Below are 17,849 nucleotides of genomic sequence, written 5' to 3' on the forward strand. Positions count from 1 at the left end.
TTACCTTTATTGCTATTGGACAACTTTTTATCAGTTCTTCAGGCACTTTTAAATTTTTGAAATATTTAAATATCTCATGTGGTAATTATACATAATATTCCATAAAAAACGACTCACTTTTGTGAATCGTAAAATACCTATATAGTTTTGAAAGCTAATTAAGGTTATTGTTTGTTTTACTTCAAATTTATTTGTGGGTTACTTAATAGAGTCAAGGTATGGATCGAATCAAACCAAAATCAATATTTTGCAATATCATCTTTTTCTATTCTAACGCCATAACTCAAAGCATACATACCCTTTGTATTATTCAATAAATGTTCTTGAAATTTGTTAAAAAAGTCCTCTGCCTCCTCTTTATCGCTTACGTTTATCAAAATTTTAAATTTTTCAAAGTATCTTTTAGATTTTATTCGATTCAATATTTGTATGTTCTGATTGGAAAAATACGGGATTGTTGGAGGGAACCAACCGTATCCTTTATTAAATTTACCATAAGCAAAGCTAAGCAAATATAACAAGAAATCCGCTTGAATAAGATCAGAAGTTGATATGCTTCCACTTCTTGCCCGTTCAATGATTAAATGTCCTGAATAAGAAAGAAATTTCTTGCCTCCACTATTGGGTTGCAGTTCTTCTATCAGATTAGGATACATTCGAAATATCCCTATAGAACCTTCCTTATCTTGTCCCAGTGCATTTGTAGTAAAATAGTGATTTCTGATTAGTTCTTTCATTACCAAATATTGTTCATACTTAAACAAAAGACAAGTTGTATAAATAACCAACTCTGTTACAAATAGTTTCATATGATCGAATTGGGATTCATAGTATGATCCACCTTTACCTTGCCTTGTTTCAATTAATGGATATATTGATTCAAAGAAATCAATAATATGTTGAGCATTTATATTTTCGGTTTCTCGTATGTAAGTCTCAAAAAATGCTACATAATTTTCTCTTAATTCATCCATTTCATAGTAAGTAGAATAGACATCTTCAGCCAGTGTAGATTGATCCGCATCAAGAATTGCATATGAGACGAAATCCTCCTTAAACGCATTGTAGAAATCATCTACATAAATATTTACTTTTTCTGGTCTTTTTTCTGCTAAATGACGAAATCTATTTAAAGCACTACCGCTAATTAAATTCGTCTTTTTTTGTCTGTAAGTAAGTGAGCTGGTGCTTTCCCCAATTCAGGTCTTACATACTCAGGTTTGTGATATAGATTACGTATTAACCTTTCGTAACCCTCTTCATACTGTTGTGCGGAAGACATATCTATATATTTTGTTCCTTTAAGGTATGTCGGAATATATTCTTCTCCATTCGCTCCCCTTTCAGCAATAATGGGGATAAATTTAGTTTGTTCAACGTCTCTATATACTTCATCAGAAATTATCACCGTTTCTGTTCCTACACCTCCTTCAAATCCGTCTGCTTTTTTCGTATAGATTTCATCACATATTACTAATACTTTTTTAATAGTAGGATCATTAACACTTCTTTGCATAAATGCATTTAAGTTCTGACCTTCTGCACTATCCCATTTGTCCAATACTACATGTACGCCATCATTTGTTAGTCTTGTTGCAATATCCAAGACCCAGTCTTCCCTACCTGGCATCGCCCATGAATAAGAAATAAATACTTTGTCAGCTCTCAATTCTTCACTCATTAATACCACCCCTAATCTCAATCAATTATTGTTTCTCTATTCCTTTATAGTTCTTACTATTGTTAATTCAACTTGAAACCGTTTCTTATCAATGTTTTAAGTCTATTACGGATTTTTTTCCAATCAGTCATACTTTCCATCTTATCAACTTGGAAATATGAAGATATAACTTCCACTAAAGGCTTCATTAGTTCCAATACAATTTGATCTATTAAATTATTAACATAAAGGTTATTTTTATCTATTTCAGTTAGGATAAAATCATAAAAGTTTTCATCACTCTTGTTATAGTGTAGAAAATTTCTTAATTGTTTACACTCTACAAGTAATGTTTGTTCATAGTATTGAATCAATCCTGTTAATCTACCACAACAATAGTCATCGATTCTATTAAAACTTTCTTTTAAAAATCTTTTCATATTGATAAGGTTGTCCATAACTTCATCTGCTTTGATTGAAAGTAAACGAATAGTTATATAATTGTCCAGTGTTAACTCACTACGTACAGTTGAAATGCCATTTTTTAACCACAAACAAGTCGTTGCTTCTTGGACAATGAACAATAAGCGAGTCAGTGCTACTTGATCTTCTCCAATAAATAAGTTTGAATAGTGAACATCCTTCGTCTGATATGGTAATTTATCAGGATAAATAAATTCAGGTAACGCTTCAAGTTTTATTGATTGATCAGTGATTACTTTATTTACTTCATCAAACATATAAGAGGAAGTTGCTCCTACATATTGAAAGAATTTCAATGAATTCTGTTGGTTCATTCTTGGTTTATTACCCAAGATATCAGTATCGAGAAAAATGTATTGAGGAAAAAATGTACTTCCTGCAAGTAATCCATTATCCAAGTAAAAACCTATATTATCAACGTCATCACCAAATTGACTAATGGAAGAATCAATTATCTTCTGATAGATCTCCTTATTCTTTCCTTTTTGAAACAGTTTTACCTTATGTCTCATGCTTTTAATATTCTTATCTAACTTCACTGAGTCATTCAAGAGATCTCTATTAATTTGATATATAATTAAGCAAAAATCCCTCGCCAAAGAATAAACTGGTACTTGCGTGTACTTACTGTTTTCTTTTACTTCTAATAGATATATAATCCCCAATAAATCAAAGTATGCTGTTTCATATGCAAAATTTTTCATAGATAATAACACTCCTACGCAAAGTGAAAATAGTGTCTCTACCTCTCAACATCAACATTAATTATTGGCATTAGTTTTCCGATAGCATAGTTTTCCAAATAAAAGCGATTTATTGCTTCTTCTGCTCCATGTAAGTTAATATAACTAATACCTATATTATCAACTATGAGACTGGAAGTATCTTTACAGTTACAAAACAACTCATTTATACCTTTTCTTAATTGATCGGTAGTTGTATTGCCTGTATATTCTTTCTGATTAATTTTCAAATGCTTTCTCGTTCTCTCATAAATGCTTTCCTCAGTCTTTCGAACATATAAAGGAATATGTTTACCATACAGTTGAAGCCATGAATTATCCACCTTGACTATAATTTCGTTAATCTTATTAATACCTTTAATCTTTTTGCCCTTTATATTAAATGAACAAATATTTTTCAGAAAAACCTCTCTACTTTCTTCGGTGTTACCTAACCACCAGAAAACATATACTCCACCGTTCAAAATCCCATTTGGCAGTAGATCAATTTTTATATCTTTCATTCTCCAACCAGAAGGGTATTTTTTTGCAGGTTGCCCATCTTTTCTGATTGAACTTTTCAACAATTCTTTTATAGCTATTGGAGGATTATTGAGCAGTTCTTCGAAATGGTCACCTGCACTTTTAGTTAATCTACTTTTCATTTGCTTCACCTATATTATTTAAAGTATTTCGACATCTTTTACCACCATCATACATTAATTTCCATAAAAAAACGACTCACTGTAACTGCTAAACTAAAATGGACAGTTTTTGCTCGATAAAACTGAACACTTTCTGCTCGAATTTTCCCTCTAATCAGTTATTATTAGAAAGTATAAAAATAACTGAGGGTTGGGGGATCAGAAAGGTGTTGAAATTAGAAGTGATTGTGGAAGTTCATCAATTGAAAAAGCAAGGTTTTAAAGTTGCTGCTATTGCTCGTAAATGTAATTTATCGAGAACAACAGTCTATGAATATCTGGAAAGGGATTTTGAAGAAGCATGTAGGTGGGTGGATAATTTGAAAATAAGACAGCGAAAACTAGATCCTTTTCAGGATCAAATCTTAGAATGGCTAAAGGAACATCCAGATTTATCAGCTTCACAAATTTCAGATTGGCTAGAGGATTGCTGCTCCTATACCGAAGCTGGTGACAGTACTGTTCGGACTTATGTAAGAGAATTACGGGAAAAATACCATATACCTAAAACAGTTACATTCCGGAATTACGAAGCAGTCGAAGAACTGCCAAAGGCAAAGCAAATGCAAGTAGATCTTGGAGAAATAAAGATTAAAACGTTTGAAGGAAAATGGATAAAAATTTATGTAGTTGCCTTTGTCCTTTCTCACTCACGTTATAAATATGCTGAGTGGCAGGATCGACCTTTTAATACTCGTGATGTTTTGCGTTGTCATGAAAATGCTTTTGAGTATTACGGAGGCAGGACAGATGAGATTGTGTACGATCAAGACAAGTTGATGACTGTAAGTGAAAATGGAGGGGATATTATATATACGGAAGAGTTTCAAGCTTATAAACAGCAGAGTGGATTTTTAATTTATCTATGTAAAGCAGCAGATCCAGAATCTAAAGGTAAAATTGAAAATGTGGTGAAGTTCGTTAAAAACAATTTTGCGAAAAATCGAGTGTTTGATCAAATAGATACTTGGAATGAGCAGTGTCTAGCATGGCTTGAAAGAAAAGGAAACTACCAAGTTCACAATACAATAAAAAAGAGACCCTTCGAAGTGTTTGCCCTGGAAAAGCCACACTTACGAAAAATCTCCTCCCTACTCTCTTTCGAGAGTAACCATGTAACAAGTATAACAAGAACTGTGCATAAGGACAATATTATCAAATATAAATCTAATCGTTATTCGGTTCCACTTGGAACCTATAAGCCACATGGTGAGAATACTGTCTATGTTCGAATCGAAGAAGAAGAACTTATTATCGAAAAGACACCTGGAGGTGTACCAACAGCTACTCATCCTCTTTCCAGGGGAAAAGGCCAGTTGATTAAAAATACACATCACTCTAGAGACAGATCAAAAGGAATTAGAGCGTATATGGATACTATAAAAAATGCCTTTAATGATCAGGAGAAGATTCAATTATTTCTTGAAGAGATCTATAGACGTTATCCAAGGTATATACGGGACCAGCTACAAATAATACAAAAAGCAGTTAAGAGCTTTGAACCACATGTTCAATCTGCCTTAAATGTTTGTATTGAAAAAGCCTTATGGAGTGCCAATGATTTTCATGATGTCGCAAAACATTTAGCGAGAACTCAAGAAGAGTTTAATAGTCTTCCAGCTGATATTCCGACAATAGAAATGACCTCGATACATTATAAAGATAAAGCATCTGTAAGAGAACTAGATGGATATCTTAAAATTTTAGGAGGCATGTAAGTTGGAATATTCAGTAGAGAGTTTACAAAGGCAACTGCATCAACTAAGAATGTCCGAAACATCAAAAGAGCTTCCAGGTTTTTTAAGGAAAGCAGAGTCCCAATCGTGGACTTATCAGGAATTTCTTAGGGAATTGCTTTCATACGAGGAAAAGCGTCGCGAAGAAAAAATGATAGAAAAACACTTGAAGTGGGCGAAGTTCCCTTATCAAAAAGGGCTTGATGAATTTAATCTTAAAGAACTGCCATCGCTTAGTACGAGACAATTAAGACAACTCCAAGAGCTTACTTGGTTGGAAGAGTCTTTCAATCTACTATTTTTGGGCCCACCCGGAGTGGGCAAAACCCATATTTCTATTGGCTTAGGATTAGAGGCAATCAATAAAGGACATCGCGTGTCATTTGTATCTATGGGAGAATTAGTGCCTTTATTAAAAAGTGAGGAGTTTCTTCGAAAGTCACAACTACAAATGAAACGTATTAGAGAAGCCGATCTGGTCATAATTGATGATTTAATGTACATGGCGATGGATCAAAATGAGGCAAACCTATTTTTCCATCTAGTTAACCATCTTTATGAACGAAGTTCTATCATATTAACATCAAATAAAGGACCAGAGGAATGGGGAGAATTGTTAGGTGATCAAGGAATAACAACGGCGATTTTAGATCGCCTTCTCCACCGTTCTGAAGTCATCCATTTTGATGGATCAAGTCACAGAATTAAATATCGAGAATCTCTTTTTCAAGCAAAAAGTGTTCAAACTTAATGAGCAGAAAGTGTTCAAAACTACTTGACGGTTACACTCACTTGTGTGAATCGCAATGAGGTATATTTTCAAAAACTTTCAAATGCTTTTTATTTACTTATCGAATAAGTGATATATAGGAAAACGTTTCAAGTTATCTTGTTCCTCAACAGGAATTGAGTAAAATATTCGTTTAGCTTTTGATCTATTCCCCAGTAAGACTTCACAAGCAAAAGATATATTCTTATTATTCTTTCTTTCTGCTTCTTCAAGAATATCCAATACGTGGTCTTCTTCTTTTTCGGTTAATTGATTTAATTTCCTAACATTAATTTGGTATTTATTTATCAATGCAATAGTTTCATGCGGATTGATTTCAAGGTATCTGTGAATTAAGTCCTCTGCAAACTCAATATACTTACTTTCATTTTCCATATCGTAGTAGTTAATATAATCAAGTGCAATGCTAATGGTGTATGGTGAATTCACTTCATAATACTTTTCTGTGAATGATTTCTTTACTATATCAAACTTGAAGTTAGCTGATTCCTCCATCACTTTAATCTTCTGACTGGAATAGATACTAACCTTCCAATAATTTTGCTCAACACCAGCGTTAACATTCTGTTGATTTTCTTCTTTTGGTATTAAACCTGCAATAGTATTAAGAGTTTTTTCACTAAAAAAGTCAATGAATTCATTCTTTGCTTTATCAAATAAAACCATTACTTTTACATATTCCGAAAGCCTTATCACTTGGATTAATGAATTATCAAAATCCTTGCTGTCATAATTTGTGAGTAATTGATATTGTTTCTCCTTGAATAGTTTGAGTATTCCATTAAAAAGTTCGCTAATATTTTCGTTATCATCAAATTTATAATCATCACTTATTCCTATTTGATCACATATACTTACAATTTCCTCACATTGCTTTATATCTTGTTCTACTTCAGAAAAATCTTCCTTCACATCCAAACTGCCAAAAACACCTATTTTTTCGATAGGTATCTTATTGTGATCCCTAAGATACTTGATTATTTTCAATGCTTTTATATGTGACCGTAAACTTTTCACCTTACCCAAAGTAATTTTCCCTTTGTTAGTGCTTTTGTTAATTTCTAAAACTAAGGACTCTTCAATGAGTAAATATCTTTTATCCACGGTCTCCCTTATTTCATAATTTATCCTAAACACATCATTACCTATCTTTACTTCATCATTTAAGCCTGTCCTTATCTCATGTAATTTTGCTTTGCTTATTGGTATCTCATTTCCTGATTCTATCCCGTACATATAAGCCGATTCTTCAAACAAATCAAATGAAGATTCTTCTTTTAGTTTATAATAGTCTAATTTATACTCAGTAAACTCTCTTTCGGAATTTGCTTCTATGAAATTTTTAGGTTGTTTTTCTACAATTCTAAGAAATTGCTTGCATATGTCTTCTAATAATCCTTTTTCCAACTTCCTAAAAGGAATTGTGATTGATTTATTCCCTGTATATTTAAGATCTATTAACAAATCTTTTAAATCCAATGGAGCAAGAATTCTATAATATGCCTGTCGTGAATATGTAATTGGATTTATCGTCACAACGAAATATAAAACTCCATTTCCATCTTTGTAATATACTTCTATATCACTCTTAGATACTGAATGCTTAATTTTATTTCTTTTAGCTGACTTTTTATTGGTTGCTGTACCTTTTATTTGTATAGGTATATTTTTTGCGAACTTATCTTTTTTAATCTCACTTAAGAAAAGTGTAATGCTACCATCAAAAGCAAGTCCTTTATCATTCATTTGAACGTTACTTAGCAAACGAAATGGTGGTTGTAATATATTCTCATTTATTTCTAAACAAGCTAAATGCTCTATTATTACAGTATCCATAATTCCCCTACCTTCCCCCTTGCTGTACAAACTACTTATATCCTGTAATTATATCCCATTGATTAGTCTAACCCAAACAAGAATATGAATAAATTCTACTAATTACATACATTGAATAGAATAAGAGAGGGGTGACGTAGTTAATGAACTTGGAAGAAAAAGAAATTTGTGTAAACTGTGGTAAGCCTATTAATAATAATTCATCATTTTGTTCAGATGAATGTAACTTCAACTATGGTTCAGACAATTAAAGATAAGACATTAGTCGTTTTAAGAGTAAATTAGTACGCATCTAAAAATTCTAAAGTAGATGCGTACTAATTACTACCTTTCAATTTGCTTAGTTGTAACGAACTTAGATAAGAATTTATCTCTCTGAGCTTTAGGATACGCATGCTTTTCTAAGAACTTCGTATGCCAAGTTCTGTCTTGCACCTCTAAATCTTCCACCTTGTATCCAAGATAGTCGTTTAACTCTTTCCTATTGATTTTTATAATGTGCTCATTATCAAGATATGGAATGTTAATATTGATAGATTCCAAAAAATGAAATTGACGAAGCAGTCTTACACTTTCTTCGACTAATATTTTATTTACCTTATCACCCGTTTCAAAGTAGTTATTATAATCATTGCAGTCTAATTTTGACTGGCTATTGTGGTTAATATACTCCTCAAAAGAGTCAAAATAATTAATCTGCACCATTTTCGAATCTTTTGTAATGTTGATTTCCTTAATAAATGTCCCACCCTGAATATTTTTTATGTAGGGTAACAATGCTGGATGCACTTGTGTTTTATCAATAACCCATGTTTTTCCAATCTTTTTAGACAAAACCTTTCCTTCTGCACAAAGGTTCTTCAAATATCCAGGTGATAATCCCCATAAATCAGACGCTTCCTCTACACCTATCACTTTATCTAAAACCATATACACACTCCTAAATAGTTAATGCGTTAACGCACCTTAATATTAACATGCGTTAACGCACATGTAAATAGTTATTTAGAGTTGCCTTTAGTGGTTTTAGATTAACGTACTTAGTTGCTGTTGCTTATAAAATTATAAACTCACTACCATTAGCTTAACAATGTCTCTTGTGTACAATCGTAATCAGTTTACCTCACATTCTATTCTTTCTAATTCAATTTAGATTTTGACTCTTTCTCCTTCTTTTGCTGAGATTTCAATAATCTATTTTGAATTTTTTGGTATTGTCATAGGATAATAGAAATAATATATTTTACATCATGTGATGAGGAGTAGTTTAAAATGAAGGATACATACATTGAGGCATTCAAGTTCGGGTTAAATCCTACTGGATACTTAATTCAAAAAGGTACTGAAGCAATCATTAACAAAACACAATCGATAAAAGAAAACGGAACTATAAATGAGTTAGAAGAGGAAGCCAGAAAGCAAGATATTTACAATCAGATGACTGAATCCCAAGCAAAGATAGCCCAAGAACTTGCAATTGCACAAAGAATTAACACAGCAGAAGAAGTTGAAATTGAAAATTTCTATGAAGGAGAAGGAAAAGGCGGAATTAGAGTTCAAACAGATGGCGAGACTCAAAGTATAAATGCTGGTCTGAGTGGACAAGGAAGAAAAGTAGTTAAGCGTTTCTACAGATTTAAGGGGTGGCATGACAATGGATTAGAAGTCTTGGAAAAAATGCAATCCCAAAATGAAGAAGACGGGTTTGTCAAATAAAGTGTGTAAGTTTTGTGACTAGATAAATTTCAGTACCCTATTTTCTAATTTATCGTGTACTAATAGCTGGTTCATGACCATAGACCAATTATTGACATGGCCACCTTGCCACTTTGTTTCAAGTTCTTTCACTCGCAAAAATAGCACTTTTAAGAGAGCGTTCTCGTTTGGGAATGCTCCTTTTTTGGTTACTTTTCTAAAGCTAGAATGAATACTCTCTACGGCATTAGTAGTATACATAACCTTACGAATTGCACTACCGTAATCGAAAAGTTGTTCCACATCGTGGAAGTTCCTGATCCATACGTCCAATGCCCCTGGATAGGCTGTCCATTGTTGTTTAAACGATTCAAAAGCACTGTGACACGCCTTTAAACTTTGAGCTCCGTAGACCTTTCTAAGAGAGGCTGTAAATGCTTTATAATCCTTACTGGGAACGTACTTAATCGAGTTGCGAATTAAGTGAACCATACACCTTTGAACCAAGACGTCAGGGAAAATAGCACGGGCACCTTCTTCTAGACCACTTACACCGTCCATCGACATAAAGAAGATGTCTTCTACGCCTCGTGATTTTATTTCATCAAATATCTGCATCCACTTGTGTTTACTTTCTGTTTCATTCAGCCAAAGACCAAGAATCTCCTTTCCTCCATCAATTGTATATCCTAAAATGGTATATACGGCATATTCTTTTGTTTCATATTGGTTTCTGATTGTCGTGTACATGCAGTCTACAAAGAGAAATGCGTAACAGTTACTTAGTGGACGAGTTTGCCACTCCTCTAAATCTGGGAGGACTATATCTGTGATATCTGATACCATTTCGTGCGAAACAGAAAAGCCATAAATGTCTTTAATGGTAGAAGAAATATCCCGCTGCGACATCCCTCTAGCGTACATAGAAATAACCTTATCCTCAATAGCCGAGACATCTTTTTTACGTTTAGGAATTAATTGTGGTTCAAAAGATCCGTCACGATCACGAGGAACAGCTATTTCCACTTCTCCAGTGGTCGTTTTAATGGATTTCTTTCCATACCCATTTCGTCTGTTCACTGTTTCTTTTTCGGCTTTATCGTTTGTCTCGTAACCTAAATAATGATTCATTTCGCCTTTTAACATCGATTCAAACATGGGAACGAATATATCTTTCAGTGCATTTTGCATATCTTCTACAGATTCTGGTTGATATTGTTCAATTATCTTGTTAGCTAATTCTACGGAGTTAGGATTTCTTTTTGGATTTACCATCAAAATCACTCCCTTATATTTATATCTTACCAAATAAAAAAACTGTGTAAGTAAGAATCGTACGCATTCTTACTTACACAGTTAATTTTACACTCCCATCTTTCCTGTTTTTTTAATCCTTAATTATATCTATTTTCCCTTAATAACTTAGTCTTACATCCCCTTCTCTCACTTAACACACTCTTTACTACCAATTCAGTATTTAGTTTGTAATAAGCATCAGATGGATTGATTGTAGCTGATACATTGGACTACACCCTAATTTCTATTTTAATGTACCTGGCAATCGAATTCTACTTTATTCTTTTTTCATCCTGTTACCAATCTAATTCAGGTTTTCTTCCTAATTAATCAAACGACCATTTAGTAAACCATTAAAGAAATCACCAATCCTTATGAGTAGTACAATACTTTCTATAACACCTTCACCCTTCATCCTTAAAAAATCAAAAAAAAATTTACTTTTTTTGATTTTTGCTACCTACTATGTGCATTGATAATAATAACCTGTTATTCCCCCCACTCTCCCTCACCCTCAAACCCGCACCACTACAGCATTCTCTTTTTCTCACTTTTGCCCATCACAAATAATAACGTGCGATAAACCCACTCTTTCTCCCACTTTTTCACTTTTTCTCACACGTATCTATTAACACAAAAAACAATAACGTACGACTGACCCTTCCTCATGCCTTGATCCGTAAGGAATAAGGCAGAGGATTGCGAGAATCTTCGGGTGCTTCCACACGCTTTTATTCTCACTTTTGGTCGATTTCGTAGGTTATTGTTTTTGTTAGTACGTATTTAATTTTGGGTTACAATTTTAACTCTATCAACGCCACGCACTCAATGTGATTTGTCTGAGGAAACATATCTACTGGCTGTACTTGTTTTGTTTCGTATCCACCCTCTTCTAAGATACGGAGATCCCTAGCCAGCGTTGATGGATTACAAGAGACATAAACGATTCGGTCCGGCTTCATCGTAAGCATGGCTTCTAGTAATGCTTCATCACAACCTTTACGTGGCGGGTCGACAACAATTACATCTGGCCTTAGTCCTTGAGCAGTCCACCAAGGCATAATCTTTTCGGCTTCCCCTACGTAAAATTCAGTGTTTTCAATGTGATTTATTTTTGCATTTTTCTTAGCATCGGAAATGGCGTCAGGAACTATCTCAACACCATAAACTTTTTTAGCTTTTTGTGCTAAAGAAAGTGAAATTGTTCCAATCCCACAGTAAGCGTCAATAACCGTTTCCTTGCCAGTTAAATTAGCGTACTCCAGCGCTTTATCGTACAATCGTTTGGTTTGAGGAGGATTTACTTGGTAAAAAGACTTGGCTGAAATAGCAAATTTAATGTCACCAATTGTATCGTAAATGTACTCTTCTCCCCAAAGAACTTTTGTCTTCTTGCCTAGAATTACATTCGTTTTCTCTTTATTTACGTTTTGTACTATCGACTTTATTTGCGGATATGTTTCATGTAGCTCTTTGACAAGTTCTTCTTCATGGGGTAATTGCTCTGTTCTTGTTACAATGACAATCATTGTCTCACCTGTTTGTTCGCCAGTACGGACCATAATATGGCGTAGTATCCCTTTGTGAGCTTTCTCATCATAGGCAGTAATACCTAATCGATCTGCCATTCTACGGACAGCCTCGACCATTCGATCGTTTATTTCAGCAGTAATCACACAGCGGTCCATACCTTCAATTATCTCATGACTTCTTTTACGGTAAAATCCTGTTATTAGCTCCCCATCTCGATAACCGACAGGTATTTGTACTTTGTTTCGATATCTCCACGGATCATCCATTCCAATCGTCGGATGGACAGGAATATCCTCAATATGACCGATTTTTCTTAACGCGTTTTTAACTTGGGATTGTTTCATATCAAGTTGAAGGCCATAACTCATATGTTGCAGCTGACAACCTCCACATTGTATATAAACATCACAAGGGGGTTCGACTCGTTCTGCACTAACGTTTTCTATTTCTAATAACTTACCAAAGGCAAAGTTCTTCTTCACTTTGATGACTTTAACTTTGGCCTTTTCACCTGGAAGTGCGTATGGGACAAATAAGGGATAACCATTAACCTTACCGACTCCATCACCTTCATGAGTTAAATCTTCAAAAGTTAGTTCAATTGTTTCGTTCTTTTGCACTGGTGGTTTTTGTTTTACCATACATCACTCGTCCTTCTTGTCATATGCTGTCCGAATTTTATCCTATACAATAAAAAAGGAAAAACATCCTGTTTTAAATGGTTTTCACCAAACACTTTATCAATTTCCCGGGAAATATGTGTGAATTTATCATTTTTTGATTAATTAGGGTTTTGCTTTTTATTCTGTCTTAGGATTGTCGTTCAATACTTTATTTGATCTTTTTTTAAAACACTATCGCTATTAAATAAAAGAAAAAGAAGATTGCTGTGTTAGCTATCTCCCTTTTTTATGAACTCCTCGGGCACAAAATACTCAACATGCTGATAAAGATTGACAAATTCCCCTGGTAATAATCCACCAAATTCACCGTCAACATTTAATTGCATTTTTTCTTCTGATTTAACCTTAATTCTATTCGCCTTAGCATAAAATATATGCGAATCCTCTAGATGTGCACCTCTAAGAGCTAAAGTAGCGATTCTGACAAATTCAGCAAGGTTTGTCTTTCTTAAGATAAGTAAGTCGAATAAACCATCATCCATTAAAGCTGAAGGAGCTAATTTTTCAAAGCCACCAACAGAGTTAGTATTCGATACTAAAAACAACAAAATCTCATCTTCAAATATTTTACCGTCATATTCAATTGTGACTTTGGTAGGCCGCAGGGAGGGAAGCATTTCAATCCCTTTCAGATAGTATGCTAACTGACCAATCATCGTTTTTAACTTACTCGGTACATCATAAGTTAACTCAGTTAATTTACCGCCACCAGCTATATTCATGAAGTACTGATCATTCACTCTACCAATATCCAATGCTTTTGTTCTATTTTCTAGAATAACATCCACTGCTTTTTGAATATTTCTTGGAATCTCTAAAGCTCTAGCGAAGTCATTCGTTGTTCCAACAGGAATTATTCCTACTTTCGGGCGATTCGCTTGCTCTGCTATTCCATTTATAACCTCATTGATTGTTCCATCTCCACCTGCTGCAACGACAACATCAAATTCTCGCTCAATTGCAATTCTAGCAGCTTTTGTAGCGTCACCTACGCCAGTAGTTGCATGGGCTGAGGTTTCATAACCAGCTTCTTCAAAACGTCGCAAAACCTCAGGTAACTCCTTTTTAAACAATTCACGTCCAGAAGTTGGATTATAAATTATACGAGCGCGATTCATAGGCATCCCCCTATCAAAGTTACTTTTGTTTTAAAATCAAAGTGATTTTCTGTAATTGGATCAATGTTGATCGTTAAAGACAAGAAGGGACCATCCTTTATGAATCAGCCCCTTCTTCTCTCTTATCGTTTTTCCATTTCTTCAATTATTATTTTATTTACCATTGGAGGATTCGCTTGTCCTTTAGTCTGTTTCATCACTTGACCAACAAGGAAACCTAATGCGCGATCTTTTCCATTTTTATAATCAACAATCGACTGTTCATTTTGATCAAGGATTGCTGTGATAATCTCTTTTAATTGACCTTCATCAGAGATTTGAACAAGCCCTTTGTCTTTGACAATCTTCTCCGGATCGCCGCCTTTTTCAACAAGCTCAGCGAATACTTTTTTAGCAATCTTAGAGGAAATTGTTCCATCTTCAATTAGCTTGATCATTTTAGCTAAACCATCAGAAGTAAGCGCAAGATCTTCTAATTCTTTTTGCTGCTTATTCATATAGGCCGATACTTCACCCATCAGCCAGTTAGATGCTTGCTTAACATCAGCGCCTTGAGCGATCGTTGCTTCAAAGAAATCCGACATTTCTTTGGTACTGGTTAATACCATTGCATCATATGCCGGTAAGTCCAATTCACTAATGTAACGCTCTTTACGAACGTCAGGCAGTTCCGGAATTTCCGAGCGTATCCGTTCTTTCCACGCTTCATCAATGTACAAAGGTACTAAATCCGGTTCAGGAAAATATCTATAATCATCTGAACCTTCTTTAACACGCATTAAAATCGTTTCTTTTGTTTGCTCATCATAACGTCTAGTTTCTTGAAGAATTTCGCCACCTGACAGTAATACTTTTTGCTGACGGACTTCTTCAAATTCTAATCCTTTTTGGACAAATGAGAATGAGTTTAAGTTTTTCAGCTCTGCTTTGACACCAAATTCTTCTTGACCAATTGGACGAAGGGAGATATTCGCATCGCAACGCAATGATCCTTCTTCCATTTTACAATCAGAGACACCGGTGTATTGGATGATGTTTTTTAATTTTTCCAAATATGCATACGCTTCTGCTGGCGAACGTAAATCTGGCTCTGATACTATTTCAATTAATGGTGTACCTTGTCGGTTATAGTCAACCAAGGAATATCCATCATTACTATGCGTTAATTTACCGGCATCTTCTTCCAAATGAAGTCTGGTAATACCAATTGTCTTCTTCTTGCCTTCAACTTCAATTTCAATCGATCCATGTTCTCCAATAGGCTGGTCAAATTGAGAAATTTGATAGGCTTTTGGATTATCTGGATAAAAATAATTTTTACGATCAAATTTTGTGTCAGTAGCAATTTCACAGTTCAACGCCATTGCTGCTTTCATTGCAAAGTTAACCGCTTCTTCATTTAAGACAGGCAACACACCTGGATACCCCAAATCAATCGGGTTTACATTTGAATTTGGCTCAGCGCCAAAATGATTGTCACTTGGACTGAATATTTTAGAGTTTGTCTTTAATTCTACGTGTACTTCAAGCCCGATAATTGTTTCAAAGTTCATTACCTGTCACCTCCTAATGCCGGTTGCTTTTTATGGTGATCGGTTGCTTTTTCAAAAGCATATGCTGCACGGTACAGTGTACTTTCATCAAAGTGTTTTCCTATCAACTGAAGACCAATTGGTAATCCTTCACTAGAGAAGCCACACGGAATGGACATTCCCGGTACACCAGCTAAATTTACAGGAATTGTTAAAATGTCATTTGCGTACATTGTCAGTGGATCGTCAATTTTTTCTCCCACTTTAAATGCAGGTGTTGGCGTTGTTGGACCAACAATCACATCATAATCCTCAAATACTTTGTCAAAATCATTTTTAATTAATGTCCGTACTTTCTGAGCTTTTTTATAATATGCGTCATAGTAACCTGAACTAAGCGCAAAAGTTCCAAGCATGATACGACGTTTTACTTCATCTCCAAACCCTTCACTACGAGAAAGTTTAAACATGTCTAACATGTTTTCAGCTTTTTCAGAGCGGACACCGTAACGAACACCATCGAAACGTGCGAGGTTAGCAGACGCTTCAGAAGATGAAAGCAAGTAATAAGCTGCAACAGCATATTTAGAATGTGGCAAAGAGACCTCTTCCCATGTAGCACCAAGGCTTTCATAAACTTTAAGGGCACGAAGGACTGCTTCTTTAACCTCTGGAGCAACTCCTTCTTGTAAGTACTCTGAAGGGACAGCTATTTTTAATCCTTTTACATCTTCTGATAATGCATCCGTATAGTTTGGTATTTCAACATTTGCGGAAGTCGAGTCCATTTGATCATGGCCAACAATTGCTTGTAACAGATGAGCGTTATCTTCGACTGTACGTGTTAGTGGGCCGATTTGATCTAATGATGAAGCAAAAGCAACTAAACCGAATCTTGAAACGAGACCATAAGTGGGTTTTAAACCGACAACTCCACAAAATGCGGCCGGTTGACGAATCGAACCACCAGTGTCAGATCCAAGAGAGAAAAATACTTCTTTTGCAGCAACGGCTGCTGCTGAACCACCACTTGAACCGCCTGGTACATAATCTGTGTTCCAAGGATTACGCGTCGTGAAATAGCTTGAATTTTCATTGGATGAACCCATTGCAAACTCATCCATATTCAACTTACCGATGGTGACTGTATTTTCATCTTGTAGCTTTTGAACGACAGTAGCATTGTATAGCGGATCGTCAAAATTAGATAAAAACTGACTTGCACATGTTGTTCTTAAGCCTTTTGTTACCAGATTATCTTTAAGTCCTAGTGGAACTCCAAACAAAATCGAATTACTACTCTCTTGTTGCTGATCCAATTCCTTTGCTTTTGCTTTCGCAGCATCTTCATTTAATGTTAAAAATGCTTTAACCTGTCCATCTACTTCTTGAATTCGGTTATAAGATTCAGATACCAAGTCACTAACAGTTATTTCTTTTTTATGTAGCTTATCTTGCAATTCCTTCAGTGTATAATCAAAAAGCGACATGCTTTTAAACCTCCTTATTCTAATATGGACGGTACTCGGAATTGTCCATCTTTTTTATCTGGTGCATTATTTAATGCATCCTCTTTATTTATCCATTCCCTAGGATTATCTTTACGCATTACATTTTTCAGATTTAATACATGTGTTGTCGGTTCGACATTTTCCGTATCTAAATCATTTAAAAGCTCTGCATACTCAATAATATCCCCTAATTGTTTTGTCATTTTCTCTACTTCTTCTTCTGTAATAGCTAACCGAGCAAGGTGTGCTACGTGCTTTACTTGTTCTTTTGAAATTTCTGACATAATCGTTCACCTCCGCATTTTATCACTTTCTATGTATTCGAATAATTGTATGAAACATTAAGTTAAAACAATCACTATAGACCTAAAATTAACAATTATCCATTGATGAGTAAAATTTACTTATTTAAACTTACAATACTTATGATAATAGCAAAAAATAGGGTGATTTGGCAACTTGTACAAGTTTTTATTTTAACACGTTTTTAACAACTAATCGAACCCGTTCTATTAAAGTCTAATAAGAGAATATAATTAAGTCTTTCCCT

16 protein-coding genes are annotated in these 17,849 nt (G+C 34.5%); 4 read left to right on the top strand and 12 right to left on the bottom strand.

Translation table 11 applies throughout. The features are described 5' to 3' along the window. Window positions 1–239: 239 nt before the first annotated feature. The 4 genes from LD272_RS04570 to LD272_RS04585 form a co-directional block, all read right to left on the bottom strand. Window positions 240–974: a hypothetical protein gene (locus tag LD272_RS04570; RefSeq protein WP_226035410.1), complete on the bottom strand. Its 735-nt coding sequence runs from the start codon at window positions 972–974 to the stop codon at window positions 240–242. Between the two features lie 173 nt (window positions 975–1,147). After that, window positions 1,148–1,681 (bottom strand): TIR domain-containing protein, encoded by a 534-nt coding sequence (locus LD272_RS04575; RefSeq protein ID WP_226035411.1) that lies wholly within the window; start codon window positions 1,679–1,681, stop codon window positions 1,148–1,150. A 62-nt stretch (window positions 1,682–1,743) separates the two neighbouring features. Beyond that, window positions 1,744–2,847, bottom strand: a complete 1,104-nt coding sequence (locus tag LD272_RS04580; protein ID WP_226035412.1) for a DNA polymerase III subunit gamma/tau — start codon at window positions 2,845–2,847, stop codon at window positions 1,744–1,746. A 38-nt stretch (window positions 2,848–2,885) separates the two neighbouring features. Further along, complete coding sequence (locus LD272_RS04585; protein ID WP_226035413.1) at window positions 2,886–3,530, bottom strand: hypothetical protein; 645 nt, start codon at window positions 3,528–3,530, stop codon at window positions 2,886–2,888. A 206-nt stretch (window positions 3,531–3,736) separates the two neighbouring features. Here LD272_RS04585 and istA point away from each other — a divergent pair, with 206 nt between their 5' ends. Both istA and istB read left to right on the top strand, forming a co-directional pair. Next, on the top strand, window positions 3,737–5,287 hold the full coding sequence (gene istA, locus LD272_RS04590) for an IS21 family transposase (RefSeq protein WP_226035414.1): 1,551 nt from the start codon (window positions 3,737–3,739) through the stop codon (window positions 5,285–5,287). Window position 5,288: 1 nt separating this feature from the next. Further along, complete coding sequence (gene istB, locus LD272_RS04595; RefSeq protein ID WP_226035415.1) at window positions 5,289–6,056, top strand: IS21-like element helper ATPase IstB; 768 nt, start codon at window positions 5,289–5,291, stop codon at window positions 6,054–6,056. Between the two features lie 93 nt (window positions 6,057–6,149). Here the strand turns inward: istB and LD272_RS04600 are convergent, their stop codons facing one another. After that, entirely contained in the window at window positions 6,150–7,931 is a 1,782-nt protein-coding gene (locus LD272_RS04600) for a hypothetical protein (protein WP_226035416.1), read from the bottom strand. A 143-nt stretch (window positions 7,932–8,074) separates the two neighbouring features. Here LD272_RS04600 and LD272_RS21575 point away from each other — a divergent pair, with 143 nt between their 5' ends. After that, window positions 8,075–8,182 carry a DUF2116 family Zn-ribbon domain-containing protein gene (locus LD272_RS21575; RefSeq protein ID WP_226035417.1) on the top strand — a complete coding sequence of 36 codons (108 nt, stop codon included), beginning with the start codon at window positions 8,075–8,077 and terminating at the stop codon, window positions 8,180–8,182. A gap of 73 nt (window positions 8,183–8,255) precedes the next feature. Here LD272_RS21575 and LD272_RS04610 read toward each other — a convergent pair whose 3' ends face one another. Continuing rightward, the gene (locus LD272_RS04610; RefSeq protein WP_226035418.1) at window positions 8,256–8,861 is read right to left on the bottom strand and encodes a helix-turn-helix domain-containing protein; all 606 of its coding nucleotides are present in this window, start codon (window positions 8,859–8,861) and stop codon (window positions 8,256–8,258) included. 342 nt (window positions 8,862–9,203) lie between these two features. On the opposite strand from LD272_RS04610, the gene LD272_RS04615 reads away from it, so the two are divergent. Continuing rightward, complete coding sequence (locus LD272_RS04615) at window positions 9,204–9,647, top strand: hypothetical protein (protein WP_226035419.1); 444 nt, start codon at window positions 9,204–9,206, stop codon at window positions 9,645–9,647. A gap of 18 nt (window positions 9,648–9,665) precedes the next feature. On the opposite strand, the gene LD272_RS04620 is transcribed toward LD272_RS04615, so the two are convergent. The 6 genes from LD272_RS04620 to gatC form a co-directional block, all read right to left on the bottom strand. Further along, complete coding sequence (locus tag LD272_RS04620; protein ID WP_226035420.1) at window positions 9,666–10,901, bottom strand: IS256 family transposase; 1,236 nt, start codon at window positions 10,899–10,901, stop codon at window positions 9,666–9,668. Window positions 10,902–11,716: 815 nt separating this feature from the next. Next, window positions 11,717–13,096, bottom strand: coding sequence for a 23S rRNA (uracil(1939)-C(5))-methyltransferase RlmD (gene rlmD, locus LD272_RS04625; protein WP_226035421.1), 1,380 nt, complete (start codon window positions 13,094–13,096; stop codon window positions 11,717–11,719). A gap of 251 nt (window positions 13,097–13,347) precedes the next feature. Next, on the bottom strand, window positions 13,348–14,256 hold the full coding sequence (locus LD272_RS04630) for a diacylglycerol kinase (RefSeq protein WP_226035422.1): 909 nt from the start codon (window positions 14,254–14,256) through the stop codon (window positions 13,348–13,350). A 122-nt stretch (window positions 14,257–14,378) separates the two neighbouring features. After that, a complete protein-coding gene (gene gatB / locus LD272_RS04635; protein WP_226035423.1) occupies window positions 14,379–15,809 on the bottom strand; it encodes an Asp-tRNA(Asn)/Glu-tRNA(Gln) amidotransferase subunit GatB in 1,431 nt (476 codons plus the stop codon). Continuing rightward, complete coding sequence (gene gatA, locus LD272_RS04640; protein WP_226035424.1) at window positions 15,809–17,278, bottom strand: Asp-tRNA(Asn)/Glu-tRNA(Gln) amidotransferase subunit GatA; 1,470 nt, start codon at window positions 17,276–17,278, stop codon at window positions 15,809–15,811. Before gatA ends, gatB begins: the two co-directional genes overlap by 1 nt. 14 nt (window positions 17,279–17,292) lie before the next feature. After that, entirely contained in the window at window positions 17,293–17,583 is a 291-nt protein-coding gene (gatC, locus tag LD272_RS04645; protein WP_226035425.1) for an Asp-tRNA(Asn)/Glu-tRNA(Gln) amidotransferase subunit GatC, read from the bottom strand. Between the last annotated feature and the right edge of the window lie 266 nt (window positions 17,584–17,849).

This window comes from Aquibacillus saliphilus (genome assembly GCF_020404745.1).
GTDB lineage: Bacteria > Bacillota > Bacilli > Bacillales > Amphibacillaceae > Aquibacillus > Aquibacillus saliphilus.